Genomic DNA, 23,419 nt, shown 5'->3' with positions numbered 1-23,419 from the left:
AGGACGGGCGCGCTCACCGCCGACCGCTTCTCGCCCCCGGGGCGGGCGGCCTTCCGTCAGCCCGGCCGGACCCGTGCGCGCCGGTACGCCAGCAGGATCAGGACGAGCGCGAGCGTGCAGGCCAGCGTCAGCGCGCCGCAACGCAGGGCCAGGTGCAGGCCGTCGACGAAGGCGTCCCCGGCCCAGGCCGTCACGTGCGACGTACCGGATCCGGGTGCGGAGCCGTCGGTGACGACGGTCCGCACCAGGTGATCCGCGGCGTCCGGCGTGAGGCCCGCGCCGGTCGCCCGGTCGTGGAGGGAGCCGCGCATCCGTGCCGTCAGGACGGCGCCGAGCGCGGCCACGCCGATGACGCCGCCCACTTCCCGCAGGGTGTCGACCACCGCCGAGGCCGTACCCGCGTGGACCGCGGGCGCGCGTCCGACCAGGGTGATGACGGCCGGTACGAACAGCAGTCCGGTTCCGGTTCCCAGGACGGGCAGCAGCCACCAGTAGTCCGCGTAGGCGGCGTGCCGGCCGTAGCAGACCACCGAGGAGACCTTCGTGCCGCCGACTTCCGCGACCTCCACCGCAGGCCACCCCGACGACGCCGTCGCCATCGTGGGCGCGGCCTGCCGGCTGCCCGCCGGCATCGACACCCTGGACGAGCTGTGGTCCGCCCTCGTCGAGGGGCGTGACGTGATCGGCGCCGTGCCGCCCGACCGTTTCGACGCGAGCCGCTGGCTGGACCCCGAACCGCGGCGCCCGGGGAAGACGTACGTCGCCAGAGGCGGTTTCCTGACGGACGTACAGAGCTTCGACGCGGAGTTCTTCGACATGTCGCCCCGTGAGGCCGCGCGTCTGGACCCCCTGCAGCGCATGCTCCTGGAGATGGCCGTGGAGGCCGTCGACGACGCCGGGTGCCCCGCCTCCTCGCTCGCCGGCTCCGACACCGCCGTGTACGTCGGCGTCTCCAGCCAGTCCTTCTGGCACCTCCAGGGGCTCGGCCCCGCCACGGTCGACGCCTACACGATGACCGGCGGCGCCACCGCCAACACCGCCAACCGCCTCTCGTACGCCCTGGGGCTGCGCGGGCCGAGCGTGGCCGTGGACACCGCCTGCTCCTCGTCCCTGGTGGCCCTGCACCACGCCTGTGAGGCGCTGCGGCACGGCCGCTCGGGCATGGCGCTGGCGGGCGGCGCGCACCTGCTGCTCAGCCCCGTGGAGTTCGTGGGGTTCGCCCGGGCGTCGATGCTCTCTCCCACCGGCCGGTGCCGTCCCTTCTCCGCGCAGGCCGACGGCTACGTGCGCTCCGAGGGCGGCGGTCTCGTCGTGCTCAAGCCGCTGGCCCGCGCGCTGGAGGACGGCGACCGGGTACGGGGCGTGATCCTGGGCAGCGGCGTCAACACCGACGGACGCACCCCGAACCTGACGCAGCCCAGCGCCGAGGTGCAGGAGGCGCTGCTGCGCGAGGTGTACACGGCCTCGGGCGTGCGTCCGGACGAGGTCGCCTACGTGGAGATGCACGGTACCGGCACCCCCGTGGGGGACCCCGCCGAGTGCCGGGCGGTGGGCCGGGCCCTGGGGGCCGGACGACCGCCCTCCAGCCCTCTGCCGGTGGGCTCGGTCAAGAGCCAACTGGGCCACCTGGAACCGGCCTCGGGCATGGCGGGCCTGCTCAAAGCGCTGCTGGTGCTGCGGCACCGGCGGGTTCCGGCGAGTCTGTACGCCCTTCCCCTCAACCCCGCCGTCGACTTCGACGGCCTGCGCCTGGCCCCGGTCGTGGAGCCGGCGCCGTTGCGGGTCCCGTCCGGCGGCCGGGCCGTGATCGGCGTCAGTTCCTTCGGCTTCGGCGGCGCCAACGCCCACATCGCCCTCGCCGACCCGCCACCGCGGGCCCCGGCCCCCTCCCCCGTCCCGGACGGTGCCGCACGGCTGCCGGTCCTGGTGTCCGCCCGTACCCCCGCCGCGACCGCCGAGGCCGCCCGCCGCATGGCCGCGCACCTGCGGCGCTGTCCGGCGGAGGAGTTCTACGACCTGGCGCACACCTCCTTCCTGCGGCGGGGGCGGCACGAACACCGCGCCCTGGTGCTGGCCCGCGGGCCCCAGGAGGCCGCCGAGCGGTTCGACGCCCTCGCCCGGGGAGAGCGGGACGTGGACGGCGCCCTCGCGGAGGGAACCGACGGCGCTCCCGTCGCCCTGGCGTTCTCCGGCAACGGGGCGCAGTGGGCGGGCATGGGGCAGGACCTGCTGGAGGAGGAGCCGGTGTTCCGCGCCGGTGTGGCGGAGGCCGACGAGGCCCTGCGCCCGCACCTGGGCTGGTCCGTGCTGGAGGAGTTGGCCGCGGACGCCGGAGGGCGCCGCCCGGACACCACCGATGTCGCACAGCCCCTGCTGTGCGCGGTGCAGGTGGGCCTGGTCTCCGTCCTGCGCGCCCACGGCGTCCGGGCGGCGGGGGTGGTCGGGCACAGCGCGGGCGAGATGGCCGCGGCCTGGGCGGCCGGCGCCCTCGACCTGGACACCGCGGCCCGGGTCGTCGTCGCGCGCTCGCGGGCCCAGGCGTCGACGGCGGGCGACTGGGGCATGGCCGCCGTCGGCGCCGGCCCCGAACGCGTCGAACAGTGGCTGGCGCCCTACGGCGGCCGGCTGGAGATCGCCGCGGTCAACAGCCCGCGGGACGTGACGGTCAGCGGCGACCGGGCCGCCGTGGCCGATCTCGGGGACCGGCTCGGGCGGGAGGGCGTCTTCTTCCGGGACCTGGGCCTCGGCTACGCCTTCCACAGCCGGGTCATGGACCCGTTGCGCGCCGGCCTCCTCGACGCCCTCGTCGGGCTGGAGGGACGGCGGGCGCGGACGCGGTACGCCTCCGCCACCACCGGCACGCTGCTGACCGGCGCCGAACTGGACGCCGACTACTGGTGGCGCAACCTGCGCCGGCCGGTGCTGTTCGGTGTCGCGGCGGCCCGGCTGCGGGAGGCGGGCTGTTCCGTCTTCGTCGAGGTCGGCCCGCATCCGGTGCTCTCCGGCAGTCTCGCCCGCGCCGCCGACGTGGAACAGGGGCCGTCCCGGAGCACCGTGGTGCCGATGATGCGGCGCGGCGCGCCGGGGCCCTCCGGCGTGCGCGCCTGCCTGGCCCGCCTCCTGGCCGCGGGCGTCCGCGCCGACCACACCGTGTTCTTCCCCCGCCGCGGGCGCGTCGTGGACCTGCCCGGCTACCCCTGGCAGCGCGAGCGGCACTGGAACGGCCATCCCGGCCTGTGGCAACTGGGCTGCGGGGACGGAACGATCGACCATCCGCTGCTCGGCGAGCGCGCGGCGGTCGCCGAACCCACCTGGCACGGCCCCTTCGAACCCGCCCGGCCCCCTGGCTGGCCGACCACCAGGTCGGCGACGCGGTCGTGATGCCGGCCGCGGGGATGACCGAGATGGCCCTCGCCGCAGGGCGGCGCGTGTACGAGGGGGCCGTCGAGATCACCGGCCTGACCATCCACCAGGCGCTGCTCCTGCCCTTCGACCCCGATGACGAGCGCGGCCTGGAGATCCAGACGTCGCTGACACGCGAGGACGGCATCGTGACGGTCGCCTCACGCACCGGCGGCGACGGTGCGTGGAACCACCACGCGCGGGGCCGCGTCAGGCGGCTGTACGCCCCGGCACCGGGACTCCTCGACGTGGACGGCACCGCCCGTCCGCTGCCGCGGAGCAGGACCCGCGAGGAGCACTACGCGGGCGGCGAACGCTGCGGCCTGCGCTACGGCCCCGCCTTCCGCGTCCTCGACGACCTGCGCTTCGACGACAGCCGGGTGCTGGCCCGGTACGCCGCCCGCATCGACACCTCCGACCACGAGGCGCACCCCACGCTCCTCGACGGCGCGCTGCAGGCGGTCGCGCCCGTCGTCGAGGAGCGCATGCCCGGGGCCCGGTACCTGCCCGTGACCGTCGACCGGGTCCGGGCCTGGCGACGCGTGCCCTCAGCCGGCCACGTCCTCGTACAGGTGCGCCGCGTCTCCGCGCGCGAGGTCCTGTGCGACGCCACGGTGACCGCCCCCGGCGGACTGGTCTGCCTCACCCTGGAGGGCTGCCGGATGCACCGGTTCGACGAGGGCGGCCCTACGACCGCGCCCCTCGTCACCACCGTGATGCGGGCGGCACCGCGCCCCGGGCCTGCGCACCCGGCAGGCACGGGCGCGCCGACGCCCGGGGAGATCGCACGCGAGTGCGCGGACGAGCTGCGACGGGCCGCGCGGGCGTGGGACGGCGGTGACGGGCGGTCGGCGGCCGCGGTGACCCGCGAGCTGACGGCGCACTTCACCGCGCGTTCCGTACGGGACCTGCTGTCCGGGTCCGGGCACGGGGAGCGCCCGTTCACGGTCGCGGATCTCGTCCGCGCCGGAATGCCGGCGCAGTACACCAGGCTGTTCGACGTCCTCCTGCCCCACGCGCACGCCCACGGTCTGGCAGAACCGGAGTCGGGCCCGGGGGCCGGGCGGTGGCGCCTGGTGGGGACGGCACAGCCGGAGGAACGCTTCCAGGCCCTGGCCGCCCGGCACCCCGGCCTCGCCGCGGAGCTGGCACTGCTCGGCCGCTGCGGGAAGCGGCTGACGGCCGTCCTGCGCGGCGACCACGACCCGGAGCAGGTCTTCTCCGAGACCGACCGGTACCTGCTGGAGGAGTTCCACACCGACGGCGGCACGGCGGCGTTCCACCACCGCGTGGCCCGCGCCGTCGTGCGCGCGCTCGTGCGCCGGTGGCCCGCCGACAGGCCGCTGCGGGTCCTCGAGGCCGGTGCCGGCAGCGGGGGCACGGCCGCGTTCCTGCTGCCGGAACTGCCGCCGGAGCGCACGCGGTACACGTACACCGACGTCTCGGAGGAGTTCTTCCCCCGGGCCCGGCACCGCTTCGCCGCCCACGACTTCGTCGACCACCGCGCCCTCGACCTCGACCGCGACCCGCTGGAGCAGGGGTTCGCGGAGGGCTCCCACGACCTCGTGGTGGTGGGCGGCGCCCTGCACACCGCCCGCGACCTGCGGGCCGCGCTGGCGCACGTCCGGCGGCTGCTGGCCGACAACGGCCTGCTCCTGGCCGTGGAGCCGCACCGGACGGCCGACCTGGCGCTCATGTCCGGGTTCCTGCCCGGCTTCTGGGACCAGCAGGACACCGGTCTGCGCCCGAACGGGCCGCTGCTGTCCGCAGACGCCTGGCGGCGGCTGCTGGCCGAGGAGGGCTTCGAAGAGATCAGCCGCCCGGTCCCGGCGGGCGGGCCCGGCGAGGGCGAGAGCTCCACCTTCCTGGCCCGGCGCGCCCCCCGCCCCGTCCCGCTGGGACCGCCGGCACCGGCACCGGCACCGGCCGACCCGGAACACGGTTGGATCGTCGTCGCCGAACCGGCGCGTCACGCGCTCGCGGCGGCCCTGTCGGCGCGCCTGGCCCCCGGCGGCGGCCCGCACGCCCTTCTCGTACCCCCGACGGGCGACGACCGGCACTGGGACGCGCTCCTGGCCGCACAGCCGCCGTCCACCAGCGTCGTGGTCGTGCTGGGCGAGGACCCGGCACCCGATCGCGCACCCGGTGGAGAACTGGACGCCGAGCGGGCCCTGGAGCACACGTCCCTCCTGCGCGCCCTGGCGCTGGCCGCCCGGCGCCGTACGGAGAGGGACGAGGGGACACGGGTGCGGCTGTGGCTGGTCACGCCGCCGACGGGGGCCCTGCCCGCGCCCGAACGGCCGCTGCACCCCACGGTGGCCCGCACCCTCGGCAACGAGTACCCCGACCTGACGGTCCGCCGGATCTCCCTGGACACCACCGGCACCGGGGCGGACGCGGATCGGTTGGCCGCCGAACTGACGGACCCCGGCCCCGAGGACGAGATCCTGCTCACCCGGTCGGGCCGCTTCGTACCCCGGGTGCGCGAGGAGGCCGGCACGGCCCGCGCCCCGCGGACCCGCGGCGCCTCCCCCTACGCCCTGCGCCTGCGCCGCCCCGGCCGCTCCTACCGGCTCGACTGGGCACCGGCGCCCGCGCCGGCACCCGGACCGGACGACCTGCTGATCGCCGTGCGCGCCGCCGCCCTGAACTACAAGGACGTCCTGCAGGCCCTGGGCACGATGCCCATCGAGGAGCAGCAGGAAGAGGCCGGGGGCCGCGCGTTCACCACCGGCATGGAGTGCGCGGGTAGGGTCGTCGCGGTGGGGTCCCGCGTCACCGGCTTCGCGCCCGGCGACCGGGTGATGGCCTTCGGAAGGGGGACGCTGCGCTCCCACGTCGCCGTCCCCGCCACCATGGCCGCCCGCCTGGCCGACGACATGGACCACTGCCGGGCGGCCACGCTCCCGGTGGTGTTCCTCACCGTCCACCACGCCCTGCACGACCTGGCGCGCCTGGCCGCCGGGGAGACCGTCCTCGTCCACGGCGCCGCCGGCGGCGTGGGGCTGGCCGCCCTGCAGTACGCGCGGCAGGCCGGCGCCCGGGTCGTCGCCACGGCCGGCACCCCCACCAAGCGCGACCTGCTGCGGCTGCTCGGCGTACCGCACGTGCTCGACTCCCGGTCGCCGGGGTTCGCCGAACAGGTCAGGGAGGTGACGGGTGGTGACGGCGTGGACGTCGTCCTCAACTCGCTGTCGGGTGAGGCGATGGCGCGCGGACTGGAGGTCCTGCGCCCCGGCGGGCGCTTCGTCGAGCTCGGCAAGCGCGACCTGTACGCGGACGGCAGGCTGCCGCTGGGGCCGTTCCTGAACGGCATCACGTTCAGCGCCGCCAACCTCGACACACTGGCCGCGGCCCTACGCGCCGGACCCGCACGGCACCTATCTGATCACCGGGGGGCTCACCGGGTTCGGCGCGGCCACCGCACGCCGGCTCGCCGACCGCGGCGCCCGACACCTGGCCCTGGTCGGACGGCGTGGCGCCGCCACGCCGGAGGCCCCGGCGCTCCTCGACCATCTGCGGCGGCGGGGGGTGTCCGTCACCGTGCACGCGGCGGACGCGGCCGACCCGGCGGCCATGGAGGAGGTGCTCGGGGCCGTGGACGCGGCCGGGCCCCCGCTGCGCGGGGTCCTGCACGCCGCCATGGTCGTCGACGACGCGCCGCTCGCCCGGCTCACCACCGAGCGGGTACGGCGGGTGCTGCTGCCCAAGGCGGGCGGCGCGGACGTCCTGCACCGCCTGACCCGCGACCGCGACCTGGACCTGTTCGTCCTGTACTCCTCCGTCGCCGCCCTGATCGGCAACCAGGGCCAGGCCGGCTACAACGCCGCCAACCTGTTCCTGGAGGCTCTGGCGCGTTCCCGCCGCGACGCCGACCGGCCGGGTCTCGCAGTCGCCTGGGGCGCCCTGGAGGAGGTCGGCTACGTCGCCCGGCAGGACATCGGCGACTTCATGCGGCGGCTGGGCCTCGACCCGATGCCCTCCGCCGGGGCGCTGGACGCCTTGGAGACGCTGCTGGGGCGTGGTGACGACGTCGCCGTCGTCACCCGGGTGGACTGGGGCGCGGCACGGAACACCTTCGCGGCGGTGCTCGGCCCCCGCTTCGACGCCGTGTGCCCCGCCGGGGCCGACGCCGGCGGCGGGGGCAGGGCCGCGCTGCTGGAGGCGCTGGCCGCGATGCCGCCGGAGGAGGCCCTCGTACGGGTGGCGGAGGTCCTCACCGACGTCCTCTGCCGAATCCTGCAGACCACCGCCGACCGGGTGCCCGCCGACCGGCGCCTGGACCAGCTCGGGCTCGACTCGCTCATGGGCGCCGAGCTGCTGACGGCCGTGAACCAGCGGCTGGGCTGCACCCTGCCGGCCGTGGAGGTGCTCGACAGCACCACGGTCGGTGATCTGGCCCGGCGCTGCCTGCGCCGACTCCGGCAGCCCGCGCGGTGACGCGCCCGGCGCCGCCCCGGGCGACACCCCGGGGCGGCGCCGTCAGTCCTCGGTCCCGGGCCGCCCGGCCAGTACCACGGGCAGCCGTTCGACCCCCCACAGCACGCCGGACAGCCGTTGCCGGACGGACTCCCCCGTCAGCACGGGGCGGTACCGCGCCACGGCGGTGACCAGGGCCTGTGCCTGGACCCGGGTCAGGTGCGCACCGAGGCAGAAGTGCTCGCCCCGCCCCAGGGCGAGGTGCTGCGGGCCACGCGCGGCATCGAACCGGCGGGGATCGGCGAACACCTCCGGGTCGCGGCCCACGGCACCGGGCAGGACGCCCACCACCGTGCCGGCCGGAACCCGCCGGCCCGCGACGTCCGCGTCGCACAGGGCGATCCGGGTGATGAGGTGGAGGGACGGGTCGTAGCGCAGGGCCTCCTCGACCACCGCGGGGGCGTACGAGGGGTGCGCCCGGAGGTGTTCGAGCTGCTCGGGATGGCGCAGCAGGGCGTACACGGCGTTCGCCATCTGGAGGGCGACGGGTTCGTACCCGGCGACCACGAACTGCCCGACCGCCGTGATGACCTGCTGCTCGGTCAGGGCCGTGTGCTCGGGCCCCGGCGTCAGGAGGGCACTCACCAGGTCGTCCCGGGGCACTCTGCGGCGTTCCTCGATCAACGCGGCGAGGTAGTGGGCGAATTCGAGCCGCGCGGCCGCCAGGCGGGCGGTGTCCTCTTCGGTGAGCAGTCCGGGAGGGGTGAAGGCGAGGCCCATCCCGGACAGGGCCCCGTACCACCGCGGCCGGTCCACCAGCGGGACCCCCACCACGGTGCAGATCAGTTCCAGGGCCAGGGGGACCGCGAGGTCGGCCACCACGTCCGCCTCGCCCCTGGCCGCCGCGGCGCGGACGAGGCCGGCCGTGCGGTGCCGGACCGCCGGGCGCAGCCGCTCCACCGCGCGGGCGCTGAACGGGCCGGAGACGCGGGCCCGGCGGCACCGGTGCTCGGGCGGGTCGACCAGGAGGAAGGACTGCGACTCCAACGCGCCGCCGCCCAGTCCGAAGCGCGGGTCACCGAGGACCGCCGCACCCGCGTGGTACCCGGTGACGAGGAGGACGCCCTCCCCCGGTGACGCCACCGGCCCTTCGGCACGCAGGCGTTCGTAGGCGGGGTACGGATCGGCGCGGAACGCTTCCCCGCGCATGTCGAACGGCAGGTGGTCCCAAAAGTCGGCGCTCACCGCGATGCGGCGGGCCTGCGATTCACTGGCCATCGTCGGGAGCATCCCCCGGGGCCGGGGCGGGCATGCGGCCGCGGGGTCCACACGCCACGCCGGTGGAACCCGGCGTCGGCGGCGCCGTGGTCCAGCGCGGGGGGCTCCGCGCCGGTCCCGGGCGGCCGGAGCCGAACCGGCCGGGCGCGGGGGCCGCGGCATGCCCGGCCTTCCCCCCGTTCGGCGTCGACCACGGCACGGCGTTCAGGAGCTCCGGTACCGCTCTCGTCCTCGTCGCGGACGGGGCGGACGGCCCGGGCCCCGCCTCCGGGAGTGATCTGCCTCACAACCTGTCACAGGTGCCCGTCACGCGGTGTCTTGAGGCCGACCCCCCCTTGAGACGGAGGAGACACCGTGACCGAGAACACCGACGTCGTCGTGATCGGCGGCGGATACGCCGGCGTCATGGCGGCCAACCGCCTGACGCAGCGCGACGACGTGACCGTGACCCTGATCAACCCGCGCCCGGTCTTCGTTCCGCGGCTCCGCCTGCATCAACTGGTGGGCGGGACCCACGACGCGGTCGTCGACTACCGCGAGGTCCTGGCCGAAGGCGTCCGGCTGGTCGTCGACACCGTGACCCGGATCGACACGGCCGGACGCAGCGTGGCGCCGGCGAGCGGCGACGCGATCGGCTACGACCACCTGGTCTACGCGGTGGGCAGCGGCAGCACCGACCCGCGCGTCCCCGGCGCCGCCGAGTTCGCCCACCCGGTCGCCACCCTGGAGGCCGCGCGGCGGCTGCGGTCGGTCGTCGAGACCGCGCACGCGACAGCCGCCCTGACCGTCGTCGGAGCCGGTCCGACGGGCATCGAGACCGCCGCCGAACTGGCGGAGCAGGGCCGCCGGGTGACCCTGGTCTGCGGGGGCGCGCTCGGTCCGTACCTGCACCCCCGGGCCCGGCGGACGGCCGCCAAGCGGCTCGCCCGGCTCGGGGTGAACGTGCTCGACGGCCCCGGTACGAAGGTCACGGCGGTGACCCGCCACGCCGTGCACCTCGATGACGGCCGTGAGCTGCCGAGCGAGGTCACCGTCTGGGCCGCCGGCTTCGCCGTGCCGGATCTGGCCGCGCGCAGCGGGCTGCGCACCGACGCGATGGGGCGCCTGCTCACGGACGAGACGCTGACCAGCGTGGACGACGAGCGCGTCGTCGCCGCCGGGGACTCGGCGGCGCCGTCGGACCTGCCGTTCCGGATGAGCGCCTATGCCGCGGGCTGCCTGGGCGCGCACGCCGCCGACACGGTGCTCGACCGCATCGCGGGGAAGCGGCCCGCGCCCATCGACCTGTCGTTCCCCGCCCTGTGCGTCAGTTTGGGACGCCGCGCCGGCATCTTCCAGTTCGCGCACAAGGACGACACCGCGATGAGGCTCTACGTCGGCGGGCGCGCGGGCGCGAAACTCAAGGAGGTCTCCTGCCGGTTCAGCGTCAAGCACCTGGCGGACGAGGCACGCAAGCCCGGTTCGCACACCTGGCCCAAGGGGGAGAGGTGCCGGCGGCTGCTGCGGGCCGAGCACGGCGAGGCGCCGGCCGCCGCGGAACGGACGGCCTGACCGGGCGTTCGGGGAAGAGGGACCGAGACATGACCGACCACACCACCGACCCGGCGACCGAGGCGTTCGTCGCCCACCGCAATCTGCTCTTCACGATCGCCTACGAGATGCTGGCATCGGCGGCCGACGCCGAGGACGTCCTCCAGGAGACCTGGCTGCGGTGGATCGAGGTGGACCTGGAGCGGGTGAGCGACCGGCGGGCGTACCTGGTGCGGATCACGACCCGGCAGTCGCTCAACCGGCTGCGCGCCGTGAAGCGCCGCAGGGAGGCGTACGTCGGCCAGTGGCTGCCCGAGCCGCTGCTCACCACGCCGGACGTGGCCGAGGACGTCGAGCTCGCCGAGAGCGTGTCGATGGCGCTGATGCTCGTCCTGGAGACGCTGTCGCCGACCGAGCGTGCCGTCTTCGTGCTGCGCGAGGTCTTCGACATCGGCTACGACGAGATCGCGGCGGCCGTCGGCAAGAGCCCGGCGGCCGTCCGCCAGATCGCGCACCGCGCCCGCCGGCACGTCAGCGCCCGGCGCCCCCGGAAGGCGGTCTCCCCGAGCGACGCCCGGGCGGTCGTGGAGTCGTTCCGGCGTGCTCTCGAAACCCGGGACCCCCAGGGCCTCCTGGACGTGCTCGCCCCCGACGTCGTCCTGGTGAGCGACGGCGGCGGCGTGAAGCGGACCGCGCTGCGGCCGGTCGTCGGCGCCGGGAAGCTGGTCCGCTTCTACCTCGGCGGCTCCGCCAAGACCGGCGCCACGATCACCTGCGAGCCGACCCTGGTCAACGGCAGTCCGGCACTGGTCCTGCACCTGGACGGTGAGATCGACGGTGTCATGGGGCTGCGGGTCGAGGAGGGCCGCATCACGGGCGTCTACTACGTCCGCAACCCGGAGAAGCTGACCCGCGTCGGGACCGAGACCCCGCTCACCCTGCGATGAGGAGGCCGGGGTGCCGGTCCCCCGCCCGCCCGGGGGGCCGCCCGGTGCCCGGTCTCCGCCGCCGTACCGGGCCGGGCGACGGTGCGGGCGGGGCGGGAGAGGCCGGCACCCCCCGAGCTCGTCAACTTGGGTTGACAGTCGACCCTTGTCAACCTAGATTGACAAGCATGACCGAAGCGACCGATCTGGCCGCCCGCGCCGGCGACCGCGACCCCCGGGTGGGGCTGCGGGCCGTCGCCGCGCTGCGGCGGCTGTTGGAACAACTGGAGTCCGTCCAGGTACGCAGCGCCCGCGCACAGGGCTGGTCCTGGCAGGAGATCGCGGCCGAACTGGGCGTCAGCCGCCAGGCCGTGCACAAGAAGTACGGGAGGGCGTGAATGTTCGAGAGGTTCACGACGGCGGCGCGCTCGGCGGTGGTCGGAGCGCAGGCGGAGGCCACGAAGGCCGGTGCCGCCTGGGTCACGGAGGAACACCTGCTGCTGTCCCTGCTGGAGCAGGGCGCACTCGACCCCCTCGGGGTGGACCGGGCCGCCATCCGCGCGGGACTGGCCGCGGCCCGGCGCCGGGGCGGCCTGTCGAAGGCCGACGAGGAGGCCCTGGCAGGGCTGGGGATCGACCTGACCGAGGTGGTCTCCCGGGTCGAGCGGACCCACGGCGAGGGCGCCCTCGGCGCGTCCGCACCCCGCGCCCGCGGCTTCGCCGCGTCCCTGTTCGGCCGCCGGGAGCCGGGGCCGCGCTCCCACCGGCCGTTCACCGAGGGGGCCAAGCAGACCCTGGAACAGTCCCTGCGCGTCGCCCTCGGCCGCAAGGACAAAGAGATCGGGGCCCGGCACCTGGTCCTGGCCCTCGCCGCCCGACCGGGCCCGGTCTCCGAGGTCCTGGCGGACCACGGCGTCACCTACGCCCACGCGGAACGCGGCCTGACAGCCTGACGGCCGACCGGTCCCGGCAGTCCGCCGCGGCCTCCCCCTGGGCACAGGCGTGACATCGCCGTGCGGGGCCCGCAGCGGGCGGCGCCGTCGGTACGGGCACGAGGGGGCCCGAGGGCGGCCCGGGAGTGCTCCCGCGCGCGCCGCGGCGAGCCGCCGGCCCGAAGGCGCGGTCCGTCCGCGCACACCCCACGCGCCCGGCTCCACCGCCCGCTCGACGCGGTGCCCCGACCGCCGCCCGGTGCCGGGCCACCCGGCGCCGGGGAAGGGCCCCCGCGGCGGGCACGACGCGTGCGCCTCCCGCGGGGCCGGGCCCCGCGGGAGGCGCACGCGGGGTTCCGGCCCGGGCCGGTGGGGCGGGGCGTATCGGAAGTGCGGTGCTCTGAGATCATGGTGCGATGGAACACGCTCGACAGATGATCAGTTCCGGGTCGCCGCTTGAGCCCCGCATCGGGTTTTCACGGGCAGTCCGCAAGGGGAAGCATGTCGCGGTCGCCGGTACCGCTCCCATCGGGGACGACGGAACGACGGTGGGGCAAGGCGATGTCCGTGCCCAAACCGTGAGGTGCCTGGAGATCGCCGAGGCCGCACTGAAGGAAGCCGGGGCGTCGCTGGAGGACGTCGTGCGGACCCGCATCATGCTCACGGACGTGACGCGCTGGCGGGAGGCCGCGCAAGCGCACGGTGAGCGGTTCGCGTCGATCCGCCCGGCCTGCACCTTCGTTGAGGTCTCACGTTTCATCGACCCCGACTGGCTCGTCGAGGTAGAGCTCGACGCCATCCTCGACTGACCCGCGAAGGTGCTGGTCGCAACCGCTCGTCGACGGCTGTGACCAGCACCTTCGCCACCGGCCCCGGCGGGAGGGCGGACGGCGCCGGGTCTCGCCCCGGGCGGGGTCCTCCGACCGGCAGGAGGAGCGGCCCTGGCCGGGGACGCCGCGCGTCCCCTTCAGGACCCGCGCGGAGCGGGACGGCACGCGTCGAGGTCGTCGAGGCGCCCGCGGTGGTGCCCGCGGAAATCACCGGGCCGCCGAGGACGGCGGGGCGCGGACCGAGCGGTACGGGGAGGAGCCTTCGGCGGGCGCTCTCGACCCCGCACCGCGGCGGGAAGCGAATATCCGCTGGACAGCGCTGACGGCAACGGCGAGCGTGGGGGCGTGCAGCAGGAGCAGATCTGGGACGCGGAGACCGCACGGGGTTACGACACACCAGGGTCCGGCATGTTCGCGCCGGAGGTCCTGGGGCCGACCGTGGAGCGACTCGCCCAGCTCGCCGGGGGTGGGGCAGCGCTTGAGTTCGCCATCGGGACCGGCCGGGTGGCCGTTCCGCTCGCGGAGCGGGGGGTCCCGGTGACCGGCATTGAATTGTCACCGCCGATGGTGGAGCAACTGCGCACCAAGGTGGACGAGGCGACGATCCCGGTGGTCATCGGCGACATGGCGACCACCGTCGTACCCGGGGAGCACACCCTGGTCTACCTCGTCTACAACACGATTTCCAATCTGCTCACCCAGGCCGAGCAGGTCGAGTGTTTCCGCAACGCCGCTCGCCACCTCGTACCCGGTGGCCGGTTCGTGGTCGAGCTGTGGGTGCCCGAGCTGCGCAAGCTCCCCCCGGGCCAGACCGCCACCGTCTGGCACTCCGAGACCGGCTACATCGGTCTGGACACCTACGACGTCCTGCGGCAGCGCGTCGTGTCGCACCACTTCCGGTTCGACGAGACCCGGCAGGCGCGGCTGTCCCGCAGCCCCCACCGCTACGTCTGGCCGGCCGAACTCGACCTCATGGCCCAGTTGGCCGGGTTCGAGTTGGAGGCCAGGGACGCGGACTGGGCCGGTGCCGAGTTCACCGCCGAGTCGCGTTCCCACGTCTCCGTGTACCGGATCCCGCAGACGCGGTAGCTTCCTTCGCGTCGGTGCCGCCCCGGAGGGCGGGCGGAACGCCCGGCCGGCCGTCCCCCATGGGCCCGGGGCGTCACGTGAGCCCGGAACTGCGGGGAAGCATCAACGCCGAGTCCGCGTGGAGCGTGACGCGCACCGGTACGAAGGCGGTGACGTCCACCGGCGACTCGCCGGTGCCGGGGCTGCGGGCGTAGCGCGGATGGGCACCCCCGCTGATCTGCCAGCGCATGCGGTGGCCGACGCCGAAGCGGTGGGCGGTGGAGCTCATCGGCACGGTGGCCTGCGAGGGGGTCCGTCCGGTCGTCCGGAGCCGGCCGAGCCCGTCGCAGACGTTGACGGAGCGGCCGTCCGGGTCCACGTCGCACAGGCGGGTGAAGACGTCGGCGTGCCCGGTGTCCGTGGAGACGCTCAGCCGTGCGGAGACCGGGCCGAGGACGTCCACGGGCGCGGTCAGTGGAGGGGTGGTGAAGGTCAGGACGTCGGCCCGGGCTTCCAGGGCGCGGTTGTCGCGCGGACCGGCGCCGGCGGAGAGCAGAGGGCCGCCGAGGGACGGGGTGGGGTCGGCCGGGTCGTAGCGGAACGCCGTCACGGGTGTGGGGTCCGTGGGGGCCTGCTCGGTGAGGTGCCCGCCGGGGAGGGGGTACCAGGAGGAGGTGGCCGTGACCGGTGGCCAGTCGTCGAGGTCCCGCCAGGCGTTCTCGCCGCCGATGTGCGCGCGCACCGCGGTGGGACGCAGGCCGGAGGGGTCCGCGCACAGGTGGGCGCGGAGCCACGCGAGGCTCTCGGCGAACACCTCGGGCCATCCCTGTCGCAGGGCGGAGGCGTGGGTCCAGGGGCCGACGAGCAGGGCCGTCTCGCACCCGGCCCGACGCAGTCGGTGGTACTGCTCGAAGGTCTGGTCGACCAGCGCGTCGTGCCATCCGGTGATCAGGCTCGTGGGCACGCGGAACCGCTCCGCCGGCTCCGCCGGTGAGGCGCCGCGCCAGTACGCGTCCTCGGCGTCCGGGTGCGTCATCACGTCGTCCAGCCAGGGCACTTCGCCCCCGCGGGCGGACGCGTACGCTCCGCGCAGGGGCCGCGCGGTGGTGACGGCGCGCAGGCGGCGCCGCAGGCGCAGTGCCGCCCTCAGGAACGGCGCCGGGCCCCGGTGCTGGTAGGTCATGCCCACGCCGACGGCGAGGGCGTTCTCCAGGCGCAGCGCACCGTCCGCGTGGAACAGGGCGTAGGGGTCGTGCAGGCCCACCTGCACCACCATCGCCTTCAGTTCCGGCGGCGGATCCGCGGCGAGGGCCCCTTGCACGTAGCCCAGGTAGCTGGGACCGACGGTCCCCAGCGTTCCGCTGAACCACGGTTGCCCGCGCAGCCAGGACACCGTGGCCCGGCCGTCGGCGGTCTCGTTGCGCCACAGGTCGAACGCGCCGCCCGACCCGCCGGTGCCGCGGCAGCTCTGCAGGACCACGTGGAACCCCTGTTCGGCGAAGAGCAGGCCGTACATGGGAGACCACGGCAGACCCCGGCCGTAGGGCGAGCGGACCAGGAGGGTGGGGGAAAACGCCCTCCGCGCGCGGGAAGTAGTGGTCGGTGATCAGCGGGCTGCCGTCGGCGGCCGGCACCACCAGCCCGGGCTCCCATCCGACCTCGTGCCGTTTCGCCGGGAGTCCTCGCCAGGTCGCCCTCATCATCCGCGAGGACAGCGGCGGCCTTCCGGCTGCAGGTGGCGCTCCGGCCGCGGTACCGGGCGTGCGTGGCGACATCTTCCCCTCCTATATTCCGTACGTTGTACGAGAATACGGCATGCTTGGATGGCCTCCGCAGGAGCCGCCTCGACCACCAGGGGAAGGAGCGCGAGACCGTGCCCCACGACGGAGGGTCCGGCGCCGCGGGCGTCGACCCCGAACAGCTCTGGCTGCGTCCCGCCGAGCCCCGCAGGGGCCGCAGACCCTCCTTCAGCCGTGAGGTGATCACGGCGGCGGCCGTCGCCCTCGCGGACGCGGAGGGACTCGAAGCGGTCACCATGCGGCGGGTGGCCGCCGAGGTCGGGGCCGGGGTCATGTCGCTCTACAGCTACGCTCCCGACAAGGAGACGCTGCTGGAGCTGATGGTCGACCACGTCAGCGGCGAGCTGTCGGTCACGGACGCGCCCACCGGCGACTGGCGCGCCGACCTCAAGGCCATCGCCCACCTCCAGCGCGCCCACATGCTGCGCCACCCCTGGTTGCCCGCCGTCCTGTCCACCCGTCGCGTTCCGGGGCCCAACACGCTGGCCTTCCTGGAACGCGCGCTCGCCGTGCTGCGTCCCACCGGGCTGGACGGCGCGGCGAAGCTGGAGGTGTTCGCCCAGCTCACCGCGTTCGTGGCCGGACACGTCACCCACGAGATCGCGCAGGCAGCGGCCTCACGGTCCGCGGAACGGGCCGCAGCCGAGGCGCGCTACCTGGCCGCGGTCGCCGCGGACGGCCGTCACCCGGAACTCGCCGAGGCGCTTTCCGCTCCCGGCCGTTCCCCCGCCCCCGAAGCCACGTTCACCCGGTTCCTCAACCGCCTGGTCGACGGCCTCGACGCCGACTGATCCCGCCCTCCCCCGTCACCGCGTCCGTCCTCACCGGTGGCCGGCGCCTCCCGGACCGGGGCCGACCGCGGGCGTGATCGGTGGGGAGCGGCTTGCTCGCGCGGTCGACACCCGTCGACGGGTGCTGTCCGAAACCGCGTGGTTCCCGTCCCGTCCACGTCATTCGCGCGGAACGACCTGCGACCTCCCGAGGTCCGTTCCTACCATGGGCGATCGGCGACGGACGAGGAAGACGCGGACCTTTCGGTTCGCCGGGAAGGGAAGGCGATGCGCCCCTGTGGGCAGTTGCGCGCCCCTCGGGCGGACCGCGGAGCGGCAAGCCCGTCCCCGCGCTTCGGGCGCGATGTTCAACTGTGCTGCTCGCCGGCCCCGCCGACGACGGGTGCTCCTCTAAGGTACCGCCACGCGCGCTTGCCATGATCGTGACGTTCGGGGAGTGCCCCCGCGTCGGTCCGGCATCCGGCGCCCCCTCCGCCACACCTCGTCCCCGCGAAGGGACGGGCCCCGCCGCCCGCCCTGCCCTCAGACAGCCCACCTGCCCATCCAGCCCCGCCTCGCTCGACACACGAGGCCGCGGGCCGGAGCGCTACGGACGGAAACGGATCGCATGACCACGCAACAGACCATCTCACTCCTCGTCGGCCTCGCCGCCATGGTGCTCCTGGCACGGCTGCTCGGAGCACTGGCCCGACGCCTGGGCCAACCGGCGGTGATCGGCGAGGTGCTCGCCGGCATCGCGCTGGGGCCGACCCTCTTCCACGGGGCGATATCCGACGTCCTCTTACCCGACACCATACGGCCCCTGCTCGGCGCCCTGGCCGCGGTCGGTGTCGCCGTCTTCATGTTCATCGTCGGGCTGGAGTGGGACGCGGCCCTGATCCGGGGGAGCGGGGCCATCGCCCCCAGCGTCTCGCTCAGTTCCATCCTGCTGCCCTTCGGCCTCGGCGCGGCCCTGGCCCTCTACCTGATGGAAGACCACGGCACCGGTGACAGGACGGCGTTCATGCTCTTCATGGGCATCGCCATGTCGATCACCGCGTTCCCGGTGCTGGCCAGGATCCTCACCGACAGGGGCATGGCCCGCACTCCCCTGGGTGTGGTGGCCCTGGCCTGCGCCTCCATCGACGACGTCCTCGCCTGGTTCCTGCTCGCCGCCGTGGTCGCCCTCAGCGGTTCGGCCGGCGCCGACGAGTGGCGGATCCTGCTCGCCGTCCCGTACCTGCTGGGCATGATGTTCTTGCTGCGTCCCGCGCTGCGCCGGATGGCGGAGCGCCGGGCCTCGCTCCGGCTCACCCCGACCGTCTTCGCCTGCATCCTCGCCGGCCTGCTGCTGTCCGCCGCCGCCACCGAGTGGCTGGGCCTGCACTACATCTTCGGCGCGTTCCTCTTCGGCGTCGTCCTCCCGCGCTCCGGCACCGAGCAGCTCCGCCGCGACGTGCACGACCGCCTCGGCCAGATGAGCGGCACGCTGCTCCTGCCCGTGTTCTTCCTCGTCGCCGGCCTTCGGGTCGACCTCTCCGGGCTCGACGCGGGCGGGCTCGGGGACCTCGGCCTCATCCTGCTGGTGGCCGTGGGCGGAAAGTTCATCGGCGCGTTCGCCGCCGCCCGTCTGAACCGGATGCCGGTGCGGCAGTCAGCCGCGCTGGCCACCCTGATGAACACCCGCGGCCTCACCGAACTCATCGTCCTGAACGTGGGCCTGCAACTGGGCTTCCTCCAGCAGGAGCTCTACTCGCTCATGGTCGTCATGGCCGTGGTGACGACCGCGATGGCAGGCCCCCTGCTGACCTGGCTCCTGGGGCGGCCCACCGGCGACGACCTCGTCGATACCGGCACCGACGCACCCCCCGGGGCCGCCAAGGCCACCACCGCGCCCGAACGCACGGCAGGCCCCACCGCGTAGCCGCACCGACCACGCGCGCCGTCGGCACCGGCGCGCCGATCACGGCGGGGACCCCCGCGCGGCACGGCCCCCGGCGGGCTCCGCACGGGGGTCCCCGTCTCCCACCGCCGAGCGTCCACGTGGCACCGCGGGCTCACCCGGCCCTCCGCCGGGGGCCTGCCGGCCGGGGCGGCGAGGCAGCCCGCCGGCCCCGCGGCCCGGCTCCGGACCACCGACTGCGAGCCGGTCCCCGTGGCTCCGGTACGGGGAGGGGGTCAGGCGGGCGGCCGGACGGCCTCGGCGACCTGCTCGTTGATCTTCCCGAAGGGGACGTGGACGCTCGGCGTGGTCCTTGAGGTGCTCGCCAGGTGGCTCGCCTGGTCGTCGAAGAAGATGTGCGGCTTGAGGACCTTCATGATCTCGCCCTTGTCGATGCCGCCGAGGAAGAACGCGTCGTTCACCGTCAGCCCCCACCGCTTCAGGCTCATCACCGCCCGTTCGTGCGCGGGCGCGTTGCGCGCGGTGACGAGCGACACGTGGAGGCGGATCCGGTAGTCGGGGTCCTTCCGGCGCTTTTCCTCCTCCCGCCGCTGAATGCGGTTGATGTTGGCGAGGAAGTCCTTCAGCGGTCCCGCATCGTGCGGGACGGCGGCGTTCAGCACCTCGTGGGCCCGGAATCCCTCGATGCCCCCCGTCTGGTAGACCCGCTCCGACTCGTCGGTGGCGAGGACGCCGTCGAAGTCGAAGGAGACGCGCAGGTCGCGGTCGTCGACGTCGTCCTCGTAGGGCCCTCCCAGGACGTGGCCCGCGGGAAGTCCCGCCGCGACGGCCTCGCGTACGTCGCCGGCGTTCGCCGACAGGAACAGCGACATGTTGAGGGCCGGCATGAACGCGTGGGGCGAGCGGCCCTGCATGAAGACGGCCCGGCTGATCGGCAGCTCGTGGGCCTGTATGGAGCGCATGACGCGAAGCCCGGTGTCGGGGTCGTTCCGGGAGAGGACGATGACCTCGACCAAGGGGTCGTCTTCCTCGCCCAGGTCGTTCAGCGACAGCAGCCGGCGGATGAACGGGAACGCGACTCCGGGGCGGAGCGTGTCGTCACGGTGTTCTTCCTGGTAGGCGCGGTAGCTGTCCTCGCCCTGCTCCCGGAAGACGGCGTCCGACTCCGCGAGGTCGAAGAGCGCGCTGGAGGCGATACCGATGACCAGCCGGTTCTCAAGGTCGTAGGCGGCCACGGCAACCCCTTTGTCCAGTCCGTTCCCTTGGCCCCCGATCATCTCATCGTCACACCGGCCCGGTCGGGTTCGGGCGTCCGGTGGTGCCGCCGTCGAACGCCGGGGGGCCGGCCGGGTGCCGAGGGTGTCCAGCGGTGGTCAGGGACGGAGGCCGGCGTCCAGCATGCGGATCAACTCGCCGACCCGTCCGCCGCCGGCCGGTGCCGCCGGAAAGCGTTCGAGCACGTCGACGACGACCGGGGTCGCGCGACGCACCGCGTGCTCGACGTGTTCGGCGCCGACGGCCCGGTCGTCGCCGGCGAGCAGCTCGGCCGCTCTGGCCGCGTGGGCGCCCGCGCCGAGGATGTGCTTGACCTGGGTGGCCTTGGCCAACGGGTGCAAGTAGGCCGCGCCCGCCGCGGACATCGCCGCCCACGCCGCCTCGCGCGCGGCCGCCGTGTCCGCGCCCTTGGCCGCCCTGAGCGCCGCCCACGCCGTGTCGCGCAGGGATTTCCCCCGCTCACCGCCCCGGGCGAACTCCCAGGCGGCACCGATCGCGTCCCGCGGCCGCGAGTCGTCCGGCTGATCGGCCTCGAACACCTCGAGTACCGCCTCCGCGCACGCCGCGGCGAACGCGGTGACCTCGCGGAGGTCCTGCTTGCTCAGAACGACCTCGCCCGCTTCCCCTGTCATGGTCCCATCTTCGACCACCGCGCCAGACGACGGGGCGGCAGGGCGTACGGGTGTTCCCCCTCGTGTCGTCCGGCCGCGGAGCCCGGGCGGGTGCGTCCAGGACGCTGACGGAGGCCCTCCGCGGCTGCCGCGCCCCAGGCCCGTGCGGTACGCGGCACCCGCGCCGGCCCGCGGCGATCGGCACAGGGCCCGTGGAGGCCCGGATGGTTCGCGTACGCGCGGGGCCACGTGGAGAACCCGCTGCCGCGCCCCGCGCGGCCGGCGTCGGAGCCGCGCGGACCGCCCCGACCCCGCGTCTCGCCCGTGGCGCCCCGAGGGGCGGGAAGGGGGCCGGTCCCCCGGACGGCCGGCGGCTCTCGTGTGCCGCTTCCCCCGGTGCGGTGTGCCGCGCCGCCGGCCGTCACCGAAGATTCTGCGCGCCCCGCGCACAGGGGGCGAAGCCTTTCGGTCAGCGCCGAAGCGCCTGACGTGAAGGGGTCTGGCCGTACCGGGGGCGCGACGGGAGAGTGGCCTCTTCGACGAGCGAGCGAGGAGGGCCTCGGTGCTGCGCATCCACTTCACGAGGGAGGACCTGGCCAAGACCCGCGTGGCGACCACCTGGGGACCGTTGGGCGAGACGTTCTTCAGCCTGATGACCCTGCAGCGGCACGACCCGCCGCCCGCGTTCGCGGGCTGGCACCGGCGGACCCACGGCATTCCCGCCGCCCGCCACCCCGCCGCGGCGCTCTTCCGGGACGAGGTCCTGGACCTGTTCACGCTCACCGGGCGCGCGGCCTCCCTGGAGGAGGGCATGGAAGCCCTGCGGGCGGCGCATCCGCGCCACGTGGAAGCCGAGATCGTCGGCGCGGGGGAGAGCCACGCCCGCTACTTCCCGCACGCGCCCGCCTGGTCCGGCGCCGACTGGGGGGATCCCGCACACGACAGGGCCGACCGGCAGAGCCTGCTGGACTTCATCGACGCCTACCACCGGGCCGCGGTGCTTCCCCACTGGCCGCGCGTCCTCGCGCGCCTACAGGCCGAACAGACCAGCTATGCCCGGATCCTCGCCGAGCACGGGGTGGAGGCGATGCTCTCCGCGCTGCCTCCGGGGTTCCGCTGGCGCCCGCCCGTCCTGGAGGTCGGGCGTGGCAAGTCGGTCGGGGAGTCCCGGCCCGCCGGCCGCGGCCTGACCCTGGTGCCCTCCGTCTTCTGCCAGACGAGGCTCGTCTCCAACTTCGTCAGCGCTGTCGACCCCCAGGCGCCCGTGCTGCTGTTCTTCCCCGTCGTGCGCACCATCGCCGACGCCGCGGCCGTGCTGACGCCCAGGGGGACCGCCGAACTGAGGGCGCTGGAGTCGCTCCTCGGCCGTACCCGCGCCCGCGCCCTCGACGCCATCGGCCAAGGCCCCTGCACCACCGGCCGGCTCGCCCAACGGCTCTCCGTGTCCCCTGCCTCCGCCAGCGAACACGCGACCGTGCTGCGGAAGGCCGGTTTGATCACCACCACCCGGCACGGCAGCGCCGTCCTCCACAGCCTCACCCCCCTCGGCACCACAATGCTCAACGGCACCCCGTCGTCCGCCGGCAGCGCGTAGAGCGGCACCGCCCGCTGCCCGTCGAGGCCCTGGCCGTGCCGTGGGGACCAGCCGGCGGCCCGTGCCCGGTACCGGAGGAAGGCGGGATCCTCCCGGGGCGGGCTCCGCGGGCGCGGCGTCTCCGGCCCCTTCCCCGCGCGGTCGGCGCAGGTCTTCCGCGGCGCGGGCGGCCGGAGCGGCCGGGCCCGCCGTACGGCCGTACGGCCGGGCAGCAGCCGCAGCCGTACGGTGAGGCGGCCCCGGTCGAGGCCCGGCGCGACCCACCGGACTCGTCCCGGACCCGGACGGGCCCTCGTCGCGGCCGGTGCGGGAGCGTTGGACGCGGTGCCGGAGTGGAGGGCCCGGTCCGGTACGAGGCGGTCCGGCAAGATGGGGAGGCAGACGGCCCCTGCCCGGAGCGGCACGAGGAGAAGATCGCCCGCCATGACCGACAAGTCCCCTCCGTTCGACGAGCTCGACCGGAAGATCGTCGCGATCCTGATCGAGAACGCCCGGGCGAGTTTCGCCGAGATCGGCGCGGTCGTCGGCCTGTCGGCCACCGCCGTCAAACGCCGGGTGGACCGGCTGCGGAAGACCGACGTGATCACGGGCTTCAGGGCCACGGTCCGCCCCGCCGCGCTCGGCTGGCGCACGGAGGCGTACATCGAGGTGTACTGCGACAGCGCGGCACCGCCCAGGCGCATCGCGGAGGTGGCGCGCAAGTACCCGGAGATCGCGGCGGCCATGACGGTGACCGGGGCCGCCGACGCGCTCCTGCACGTCAGGGCCACCGACGTGGAGCACTTCGAGGAGGTGCTGGAGCGGATCCGCAGCGAGCCCTTCATCCGCAAGACGATCAGCTACATGGTGCTGTCCCACCTGCTGCCGGAGAGCCCGGAGGCGGGGGCCAGCGAGTCCGCGCCGGTCGCCGTCCCCGGCGGCGCAACGGGTGACGCAACGAACCTGCCCTGAGCCGCCGGTCCACGCAGCATTCCTGCGTATGCGCGCAGTTTCCCTTTCTTGTCGGATGCATCGGCCCCTTCCTACGGTGGGAGGACCTCCCGATCGTCGCCGCAGGAAGCGGAGGAGCTCCCCGTGCCCGT

The 23,419-nt window shown here is 74.9% G+C and carries 16 protein-coding genes and 3 pseudogenes; 14 read left to right on the top strand and 5 right to left on the bottom strand.

All coding sequences use genetic code 11. The features are described 5' to 3' along the window. Positions 1 to 56: 56 nt before the first annotated feature. Positions 57 to 569, bottom strand: coding sequence for a hypothetical protein (locus RND61_RS26350; RefSeq protein WP_315880601.1), 513 nt, complete (start codon positions 567 to 569; stop codon positions 57 to 59). On the opposite strand from RND61_RS26350, the gene RND61_RS26345 reads away from it, so the two are divergent. The 4 genes and pseudogenes from RND61_RS26345 to RND61_RS26330 all read left to right on the top strand — a co-directional run bounded on the left by RND61_RS26345 (position 544) and on the right by RND61_RS26330 (position 7,842). After that, complete coding sequence (locus RND61_RS26345) at positions 544 to 3,381, top strand: type I polyketide synthase (protein ID WP_315880600.1); 2,838 nt, start codon at positions 544 to 546, stop codon at positions 3,379 to 3,381. The two genes, RND61_RS26350 and RND61_RS26345, sit on opposite strands and share 26 nt — an antisense overlap. Continuing rightward, positions 3,312 to 6,671: pseudogene (locus RND61_RS26340) on the top strand (zinc-binding dehydrogenase); the annotation flags it as partial. The gene RND61_RS26345 and the pseudogene RND61_RS26340, both read left to right, overlap by 70 nt. A gap of 115 nt (positions 6,672 to 6,786) precedes the next feature. Beyond that, positions 6,787 to 7,254 (top strand): annotated as a pseudogene (locus RND61_RS26335) (ketoreductase domain-containing protein); the annotation flags it as partial. A 99-nt stretch (positions 7,255 to 7,353) separates the two neighbouring features. Further along, positions 7,354 to 7,842 (top strand): acyl carrier protein, encoded by a 489-nt coding sequence (locus tag RND61_RS26330; RefSeq protein ID WP_315880599.1) that lies wholly within the window; start codon positions 7,354 to 7,356, stop codon positions 7,840 to 7,842. 42 nt (positions 7,843 to 7,884) lie between these two features. On the opposite strand, the gene RND61_RS26325 is transcribed toward RND61_RS26330, so the two are convergent. Next, complete coding sequence (locus RND61_RS26325; RefSeq protein WP_315880598.1) at positions 7,885 to 9,099, bottom strand: cytochrome P450; 1,215 nt, start codon at positions 9,097 to 9,099, stop codon at positions 7,885 to 7,887. A gap of 354 nt (positions 9,100 to 9,453) precedes the next feature. On the opposite strand from RND61_RS26325, the gene RND61_RS26320 reads away from it, so the two are divergent. From RND61_RS26320 to RND61_RS26295, 6 genes are all read left to right on the top strand, one after another. Further along, positions 9,454 to 10,650 (top strand): NAD(P)/FAD-dependent oxidoreductase, encoded by a 1,197-nt coding sequence (locus RND61_RS26320; protein ID WP_315880597.1) that lies wholly within the window; start codon positions 9,454 to 9,456, stop codon positions 10,648 to 10,650. A gap of 29 nt (positions 10,651 to 10,679) precedes the next feature. After that, positions 10,680 to 11,576, top strand: a complete 897-nt coding sequence (locus tag RND61_RS26315; protein ID WP_315880596.1) for an RNA polymerase sigma-70 factor — start codon at positions 10,680 to 10,682, stop codon at positions 11,574 to 11,576. A 167-nt stretch (positions 11,577 to 11,743) separates the two neighbouring features. Beyond that, a complete protein-coding gene (locus tag RND61_RS26310; protein WP_315880595.1) occupies positions 11,744 to 11,953 on the top strand; it encodes a sigma factor-like helix-turn-helix DNA-binding protein in 210 nt (69 codons plus the stop codon). Then, positions 11,954 to 12,508: a Clp protease N-terminal domain-containing protein gene (locus tag RND61_RS26305; RefSeq protein ID WP_315880594.1), complete on the top strand. Its 555-nt coding sequence runs from the start codon at positions 11,954 to 11,956 to the stop codon at positions 12,506 to 12,508. Between the two features lie 395 nt (positions 12,509 to 12,903). Beyond that, a complete protein-coding gene (locus tag RND61_RS26300; protein ID WP_315880593.1) occupies positions 12,904 to 13,296 on the top strand; it encodes a RidA family protein in 393 nt (130 codons plus the stop codon). Positions 13,297 to 13,662: 366 nt separating this feature from the next. After that, positions 13,663 to 14,406: a class I SAM-dependent DNA methyltransferase gene (locus RND61_RS26295; RefSeq protein ID WP_315880592.1), complete on the top strand. Its 744-nt coding sequence runs from the start codon at positions 13,663 to 13,665 to the stop codon at positions 14,404 to 14,406. Positions 14,407 to 14,479: 73 nt separating this feature from the next. Here RND61_RS26295 and RND61_RS26290 read toward each other — a convergent pair. Next, positions 14,480 to 16,085, bottom strand: a pseudogene (locus RND61_RS26290) (CocE/NonD family hydrolase). A gap of 173 nt (positions 16,086 to 16,258) precedes the next feature. Here RND61_RS26290 and RND61_RS26285 point away from each other — a divergent pair. Together RND61_RS26285 and RND61_RS26280 are read left to right on the top strand one after the other, a co-directional pair. Then, positions 16,259 to 16,975 carry a TetR/AcrR family transcriptional regulator gene (locus RND61_RS26285; protein ID WP_315880591.1) on the top strand — a complete coding sequence of 239 codons (717 nt, stop codon included), beginning with the start codon at positions 16,259 to 16,261 and terminating at the stop codon, positions 16,973 to 16,975. Between the two features lie 607 nt (positions 16,976 to 17,582). Next, complete coding sequence (locus RND61_RS26280) at positions 17,583 to 18,878, top strand: cation:proton antiporter domain-containing protein (protein ID WP_315880590.1); 1,296 nt, start codon at positions 17,583 to 17,585, stop codon at positions 18,876 to 18,878. Between the two features lie 254 nt (positions 18,879 to 19,132). Here RND61_RS26280 and RND61_RS26275 read toward each other — a convergent pair whose 3' ends face one another. Next, positions 19,133 to 20,092 (bottom strand): 5'-nucleotidase, encoded by a 960-nt coding sequence (locus RND61_RS26275; RefSeq protein ID WP_315880589.1) that lies wholly within the window; start codon positions 20,090 to 20,092, stop codon positions 19,133 to 19,135. Positions 20,093 to 20,230: 138 nt separating this feature from the next. Continuing rightward, a complete protein-coding gene (locus RND61_RS26270) occupies positions 20,231 to 20,764 on the bottom strand; it encodes a putative immunity protein (protein WP_315880588.1) in 534 nt (177 codons plus the stop codon). Positions 20,765 to 21,305: 541 nt separating this feature from the next. Here RND61_RS26270 and RND61_RS26265 point away from each other — a divergent pair. Then, the gene (locus tag RND61_RS26265; RefSeq protein WP_315880587.1) at positions 21,306 to 22,337 is read left to right on the top strand and encodes an ArsR/SmtB family transcription factor; all 1,032 of its coding nucleotides are present in this window, start codon (positions 21,306 to 21,308) and stop codon (positions 22,335 to 22,337) included. A gap of 423 nt (positions 22,338 to 22,760) precedes the next feature. After that, complete coding sequence (locus RND61_RS26260) at positions 22,761 to 23,288, top strand: Lrp/AsnC family transcriptional regulator (protein WP_315880586.1); 528 nt, start codon at positions 22,761 to 22,763, stop codon at positions 23,286 to 23,288. Positions 23,289 to 23,419: the final 131 nt, after the last annotated feature.

The organism is Streptomyces tamarix (genome assembly GCF_032423885.1).
Classification (GTDB): Bacteria; Actinomycetota; Actinomycetes; order Streptomycetales; family Streptomycetaceae; genus Streptomyces; species Streptomyces tamarix.
Note: the sequence above shows the minus strand (reverse complement) of the source record. Positions and strands in the feature narration are given on the sequence as shown.

Coding starts and splice junctions, on each gene's coding strand:
- RND61_RS26310 (WP_315880595.1), top strand. CDS start 11,744: ATGACCGAAGCGACCGATCTGGCCGCCCGCGCCGGCGACCGCGACCCC.
- RND61_RS26305 (WP_315880594.1), top strand. CDS start 11,954: ATGTTCGAGAGGTTCACGACGGCGGCGCGCTCGGCGGTGGTCGGAGCG.
- RND61_RS26270 (WP_315880588.1), bottom strand. CDS start 20,764: ATGACAGGGGAAGCGGGCGAGGTCGTTCTGAGCAAGCAGGACCTCCGC.
- RND61_RS26300 (WP_315880593.1), top strand. CDS start 12,904: ATGGAACACGCTCGACAGATGATCAGTTCCGGGTCGCCGCTTGAGCCC.
- RND61_RS26330 (WP_315880599.1), top strand. CDS start 7,354: ATGCGGCGGCTGGGCCTCGACCCGATGCCCTCCGCCGGGGCGCTGGAC.
- RND61_RS26280 (WP_315880590.1), top strand. CDS start 17,583: ATGACCACGCAACAGACCATCTCACTCCTCGTCGGCCTCGCCGCCATG.
- RND61_RS26315 (WP_315880596.1), top strand. CDS start 10,680: ATGACCGACCACACCACCGACCCGGCGACCGAGGCGTTCGTCGCCCAC.
- RND61_RS26260 (WP_315880586.1), top strand. CDS start 22,761: ATGACCGACAAGTCCCCTCCGTTCGACGAGCTCGACCGGAAGATCGTC.
- RND61_RS26325 (WP_315880598.1), bottom strand. CDS start 9,099: ATGGCCAGTGAATCGCAGGCCCGCCGCATCGCGGTGAGCGCCGACTTT.